We start from the raw sequence: 5,835 nt of genomic DNA, 5'->3' as shown, positions 1-5,835 counted from the left end.
GCGCTGGTGGACGCGGGTCGCGGTCACCGACGAGATCGAGTTGTGGCTGCTGTCCTGGCTGCCGGGCCAGGGGACGGCCCCGCACGACCACGGCGGCGCGACCGGGGCGTTCTCGGTGCTGCTGGGCGAACTCGCCGAGACGTTCCGGTACCCGGCGGGGCCCATCCGCAACGCGCGGCACCGCACCGGGGCGTCCGTCGCGTTCGGTGCGGGCCGGGCCCACCAGGTGGAGAATGTCACCGCGCGGATGGCCGCGAGCGTGCACGCCTACTCGCCACCGCTGGTGCCCACCCGCGAGTACGCCAGCCTGCGCGAGGTGCCCGACAGCATCCCGTCCCTCCCGAGTCAGCGAGACCACCGATGAGTGCCATCGACGACGAACTCGACCGGGCCAGAGCGGTTCTGGACCGAGTGGACCCGGCCACGGCCGACCGGCTGCGCCGCGAGGGCGCGTTGGTGGTCGACATCCGGCCGATCGCCAACCGGGCCGCGGAAGGCGAGATCCCCGGGTCCGTGCCCATCGAGCGGATCCACCTGGAGTGGCGGCTCGACCCGCACGGCGAGCACCGGATCGCGGGCTTCACCGAGGACACCACCGTGATCGTCCTGTGCAACGAGGGCTACGCCTCCTCCCTGGCCGCCCGCGACCTCCAACGGCTGGGCCTGCGCAACGCCACCGACCTGATCGGCGGCTTCCGGGCGTGGCGGGCCGCCGGACTGCCCACCAGCCAAGGGGGAACCCCCGCAATCCCCTGACCCGCGAGTCACCCACTCGCGTGGGTAGGGTCGCGGCATGTTCGTGAAGGTGTGCGGGTTGCGCACGGTGGGCGACGTCGACGCGGCGGTCGAGGCTGGGGCGGACGCGATCGGGTTCGTCTTCGCCGAGCGGAGCGTCCGGCGGGTCGACCCCGAACTGGCCGCGCGCCTCGCCGCCCGTGTCCCGGACGGTGTGCTGACCGTCGGCGTGTTCAGTGACGTGTCGGCGACCGCGGCGGGTGAGATCGCCGTCGCCGCGGGGTTGCGGGCCGTCCAGTTGCACGGCGACTACCCGCGCACCGCGTTCGCCGATCTCGCGGGCGTGCCCGTGCGACTCATCCGGGCGACCGCGCTCACGCCGACGACCGACGTCGAGGTCGGCGCGTTCGGCGAGGACCTGCTGCTGCTCGACTCGCCGGTCGCCGGTTCGGGTGAGCGATGGGACCTCGGCACGCTCGACGGGGGCCGGCCGGAGGGCAAGTGGATCCTGGCGGGCGGGCTCGATCCGGCCAACGTGGGGCAGGCCATCGCCGCGTCCCGGCCGTGGGGTGTCGACGTGTCCAGCGGGGTCGAGTCGAGCCGCGGGGTGAAGGACCACGGCCTGATCCGCGACTTCGTCAGCGCGGCCCGCGCCGCGACCTGACGAAGTCCACCCGGGAACCGGCCGTGGCCGGGTAGCGTCTGCCTATCGTGCGGTTGCTTCGAGTGGTCTCAGGTCCAGTGTTCCTTTCCGCCGCTGTCACCGGCTTCGTCGTCGCGGTTGTCGAGCGGTCGGTGAGCCAGGTCGCGGTGGGACTCGGTGGCGCTGTGGCCGGGCACCTCGTGGGTCTCCTCTCGCTCCAACTGGGACTGCTCGTGGGCGCCATCGCCTTCCGAGCGCGCGTGCACCGAGTCGTGATCGGTGTCGGCTCGCGCCTCAAGGACTGGACGACGCCCAGGCGGGTGGTCGTGCTGCGGGCGGTGCCGCTGTTCCTCTCGGTGTCGGTTGGTCCTGGGATCGCTCCCGCCCGCAGGCGCATGTGGGGTGCCGCGCTGTGTTCGATGACCGCGGGTGTGATCACCGCGGTAGTGGTGACGCTTCAGGCGTTCGCCGCGCCTTCCGGCTTCTGGATCGGGTTCGCGGTGGCCTGTGTCATCACGGTGGGACATTCCTTTGTGCCGCGGAAGACGGCGACGTCCACGTCAACGGGCTGGCTGGTCTTCAAGCTGCCGGGCCTCACCGGTGTCCGCGCCCAGCAGCTCGACGCCGCTCCGCTCGTGGGCCAGACCGTCGACGCCGCCCAGGAGGGCAAGCTCGACCTCGCGGCCGACCTGGCAGCCAGGCTGCGCGACGAATACCCGACACTGCGAACCGCCACCGCGGCGCGGATCCTGGTGTTGCAGGCCGAAGCCCGCTACGCCGAGGCGATGATGGTGGCGATGACGCTGGTCGAGGACCGCGAGCAGACCCCTGCGGAGGCCGCCGTGGCGTTCGCCGCGTTGAGCGGCTTGGCGTGCGCCACCGTGGAAGCCGGTCAGCTCGACGCCGAGATCGGGTTGAGCACCGCCTCCCAGGCCATCGAGAACGCGGTGACGCTCGGCTACCCCCAGCACAAACTGAACGGCACCCGCGCCCTGCACGAGTTGCTGTCGGGCAACACCAGCCGCGCGATCTCCCTGGCCCGCCTCGCGGCGGAATCGGGCGACGACCGCCTGGGCCGCGCCGACGACTTGGCCACCCTGGCCCGAGCGCACATGACCGCAGGCGACAACCGCTCGGCGCGGACCGCGTTGGCTGAGGCGGAGAAACTGGTCCCGTGGTGGCCGCGGGTGGCGATCCTGCGAAGCCGACTCGACGTCGCCTGATCTCCAGGGCCCGATCAGCGGCTCAATGGGGTCCGTGAACGCCTTCGGGTGAGAATGGCTCCGACCAGTAGGCCGAAGGCGACATGGTCGGCCACCTGCGGCAACACCGGCAGTGCCCGGATTAGCGGAAACCTGCGACCGACCAAACCCAAGTCCAGAGCCGCGATCGCGAGACCCGCGACAGCGCCCGCGGCTGTGGTGTTCCGTCGCGGCAGTGTGGCCGCGAGCGCTGACGCCCAGCCCAGGGACAGACCTGTGTGGACGATCCCAGCGGCGACGAGAAGGCGGCCCTGGCGGCTTTCGTGCGGCAACAACAGCGAGCCCGCGGCGCGGGTTGCCGCCAACGGGTCTTGACCCGTGACGACCGCCCATGCGGTCGACGGCGCGCCGCTGAGCACTCCCGCCACGGCGCCTGCGAGCAGGACGTCGCGGACGGTGCGGTGGCGAGTGCGCGGGTCCACGGTGTCAGTGTCGCAGGTCAGCGGTCTCCGACGTGGGTCACGGCGGGTCGGTCGTGCATCAGGAATTCCACATGGCTGATGTTCCGCGCGTACGCGCCCGCCAGGGCGAACACCACCTTGTCGCCGACCCGCACCCGGCCCGCACGGACCGCACGGGCAAGCACGTCCTTGGGGGTGCACAACTGGCCGACGAAGGTGACCGGACCCTCGCAGCCGGTGCGCGCCCACGGGCGGTCCCAGCGGTCCACCGGCAGCACAGCGAGCGGTTGGTCGTGGCCTTTGGCGGCCGGGGTGCGCAGGTGGTGGGTGCCGCCGGCGCAGATGGCGAACCATTCCCCGTGGCTCTTCTTGATTTCCAGGATTTCCGTTGCGTACCAACCGGAGTAGGCGCTCACCGCCCGTCCCGGTTCGATCCGCACCACCGGCCCGCCTGGCACGGTCAGGTGCCGGGCGTACTCGGCCCAGTCGAAGACCCGCTCCGGTCTGCCGTAGTCGACGTTCATCCCGCCGCCGAGGTTGATCTCGGCGAGCGGGAGTCCGTGCCGCCGCGCGAAGTCAACCGCCCAGCGGTGGACTTCGACCCCCTGCTCCGCGCACGGCACTGGGTCCAGACCGCTGGCCAGATGGGCGTGGACGCCGACAAACTCGATGCCGGGCAACGACTTCAGCGCCGCGGCGGCCGAGGCGGCTTCGACCGGGTCCATGCCGAACGGGCTCGGGCGGCCACCCATGGTCAGCACGCCCACGGCGCCGCCGGTCGGGATGTTCACCCGCAGCAGCACCCGCGCGCGAGTGCCCATATCCCTGGCCAGAACGTCCAGCCTGCGCAGTTCGTTCAGGCCTTCCACGTGGAAGCGGTCCACCCGCGCGTACAGGGCGGCAACCAGTTCCGCATCGGTCTTCCCCGGACCGCCGAAGGCGAGCGAGACCTCCGGCGCCACCTGGCGGACATGCGCCAACTCTCCCCCGCTCGCCACCTCCAACCCATCGACGTGGCGGGCGATCACCCGCAGCAGCCCCGGGTCCGGATTCGCCTTCACGGCGTGGATCAGCTCCACCGACCCGAGCGCGGCCCGAATCCCGGACACGTGCGCATCGAGGTGCGCCAAGTCGTAGACGTAGGTCGGCGACCCGCCCAGGCCCAGGACCGCCTCGGCGACCCGGGCGGTCAGAGGGGTGCCGGCGGGCGCGCGGACCGGGGCGGGCAGGACAGTGGTCACCAGGTCTTCCTCTCAGCTTGAGTTTTAAGTCTTGATGTCGGTTTTGGCGGGTTTGCCTGGGTCGTGGAGTGGGGCTGGGTGGGAGTTTCGTGATCCTGTTGGGCGTCCGGGGCCGGGTCGGGAGGGTTTCGGCGGGTTGGTGGGCGACACGGTTGTCTGGCGAACTCGGCGAAATCCGCGTCGGACCCGGGCTGGGGACAGCCGTGCGGGTGTGGCCGGGTGTCGTTCCCAGGGGCGCGGTAGGTCTTCCACGAGATGGCGGGCGAGTCGAAGCTGGGTGTGGGCGGCGATCACCAGCCAGGTCCATCGGTCCGCCGCTTCGGGGGCTCGTAGGCGGGGTGTGGTCCAGCCGAGGGTTTGTTTGAGGAATCGGAAGGTGTGTTCCAGGTCGAACCGGCGGAGGAACATCTGCCATAGCCGGTCCATCTGGCCTGTGGTGGTCGCGGTGGCGCAGTGCCACAGCCACAACGGTTTCGGGGTTCCGGTGCCGGGTAGCCGGTCGACGTGGAGGCGGATCACGGTGCCTTCCATGATCGGCAGTTGGCCTTTGTGGTCGGTCCAGGAGCCGGTGCGGGTCAGCGTGGGGTGCAGCCGATCCCAGGAGCGGGCGTGCGCGGCGCCGTAGCGGGTGGTGTCGGTGGTTGTGCTGTGCGCGGGTGTCGGCCAGGTGTGGGGGTCTTTGAACTCGAACCGGGCGCCGTGCCGTTTGCCGCGCCCGAGAGCGCCGGGGGCGCGGGGTGGCGCGGGGAAGGCCAGCACCCGATCGGATCGCATCCGCACCAGCACCCCGACCGGGAGATCGGCCAGCAGGAACGCCAGCCGGGGACCGTCGTATCCGCTGTCGCCGACGATCCAGATCTCGGGGTCGCCCTCGCGCCAGTGTCCGGCGGCGACCAGCGCTTGCACCACGGCGCGTAGTTGGGTGGCGGCCAGGTCGGTGTGCTCATCGCTGGGGTGCACGCGCACGGCGTCGAGGATCGCCGTCCACGACGTGCGGCCAGGTTCCAGAGCGGCGACGAAGGAGTAGGGCCAGCCGGGGATCATCTGGGCTTGGCCCTTGCCGCGGGCGTAGGTGTGGCAGAACAGCCGCTCGGGGCTGGTGTTCGCATCCGGCCGCAGCCAGTGGCTCACGTCGATGGCCAGCACGATCCGGCCGTCGTCGCAGCGGGGAATCCGCTGGCGGGCAACAACATTGCGGAACTTGCCGACGTCGACCCCGCCGTGATTGAGGCCCTCGTACAAGCTGCCGTGGCCGCGTCGGTGCTCGGGCTCCAATGACAACTCGACCAGCGAGGTGACCGGCCCGTCAGCGCACAACGCGGCGTCACACAGCTCGAACAACGCGTCCGCCCGCCCGGTCAGACACCGATAGAACTCCTGGCGGAACCCAGACAGATCCCCCAGTACGGCGGCCGTGCCTGCGTGGTGCACACTGATCAACTGAAGCCCTTGGTTGTGATCTTCCTCTGTCGCAAGAAGGAATGATCAACCAAGGGCTTCATCCATGATCAACCGGGGGTCCCACTGGGCTCTGAGACCTTAAAACTCAAGCT

At 70.7% G+C, this 5,835-nt stretch carries 7 protein-coding genes; 4 read left to right on the top strand and 3 right to left on the bottom strand.

Translation table 11 applies throughout. The features are described 5' to 3' along the window. The 4 genes from ACRDSQ_RS00390 to ACRDSQ_RS00375 all read left to right on the top strand — a co-directional run. On the top strand, positions 1-364 hold a 364-nt coding region (locus ACRDSQ_RS00390), incomplete at its 5' end, for a cysteine dioxygenase (RefSeq protein ID WP_431417747.1). Then, entirely contained in the window at positions 361-756 is a 396-nt protein-coding gene (locus tag ACRDSQ_RS00385; protein WP_431417744.1) for a rhodanese-like domain-containing protein, read from the top strand. The genes ACRDSQ_RS00390 and ACRDSQ_RS00385, both read left to right, overlap by 4 nt. Before the next feature lie 37 nt (positions 757-793). Further along, entirely contained in the window at positions 794-1,399 is a 606-nt protein-coding gene (locus ACRDSQ_RS00380; protein ID WP_431417743.1) for a phosphoribosylanthranilate isomerase, read from the top strand. A gap of 77 nt (positions 1,400-1,476) precedes the next feature. Continuing rightward, positions 1,477-2,601 carry a hypothetical protein gene (locus tag ACRDSQ_RS00375; RefSeq protein WP_431417742.1) on the top strand — a complete coding sequence of 375 codons (1,125 nt, stop codon included), beginning with the start codon at positions 1,477-1,479 and terminating at the stop codon, positions 2,599-2,601. A 14-nt stretch (positions 2,602-2,615) separates the two neighbouring features. Here ACRDSQ_RS00375 and ACRDSQ_RS00370 read toward each other — a convergent pair whose 3' ends face one another. From ACRDSQ_RS00370 to ACRDSQ_RS00360, 3 genes are read right to left on the bottom strand one after another with little or no spacing between them, the layout of a single operon-like run. Beyond that, positions 2,616-3,062 (bottom strand): hypothetical protein, encoded by a 447-nt coding sequence (locus tag ACRDSQ_RS00370; RefSeq protein ID WP_431417739.1) that lies wholly within the window; start codon positions 3,060-3,062, stop codon positions 2,616-2,618. A gap of 17 nt (positions 3,063-3,079) precedes the next feature. After that, on the bottom strand, positions 3,080-4,282 hold the full coding sequence (locus ACRDSQ_RS00365; protein ID WP_431417737.1) for an alanine racemase: 1,203 nt from the start codon (positions 4,280-4,282) through the stop codon (positions 3,080-3,082). Positions 4,283-4,306: 24 nt separating this feature from the next. Continuing rightward, positions 4,307-5,713, bottom strand: coding sequence for an NF041680 family putative transposase (locus tag ACRDSQ_RS00360; RefSeq protein WP_431417748.1), 1,407 nt, complete (start codon positions 5,711-5,713; stop codon positions 4,307-4,309). Positions 5,714-5,835 lie beyond the last annotated feature (122 nt).

It is taken from the genome of Actinokineospora sp. (assembly GCF_050699995.1).
Classification (GTDB): Bacteria; Actinomycetota; Actinomycetes; order Mycobacteriales; family Pseudonocardiaceae; genus Actinokineospora.
The sequence above is the reverse complement of the archived record's forward strand: the minus strand, read 5'-3'. Positions and strand labels throughout refer to the sequence as shown.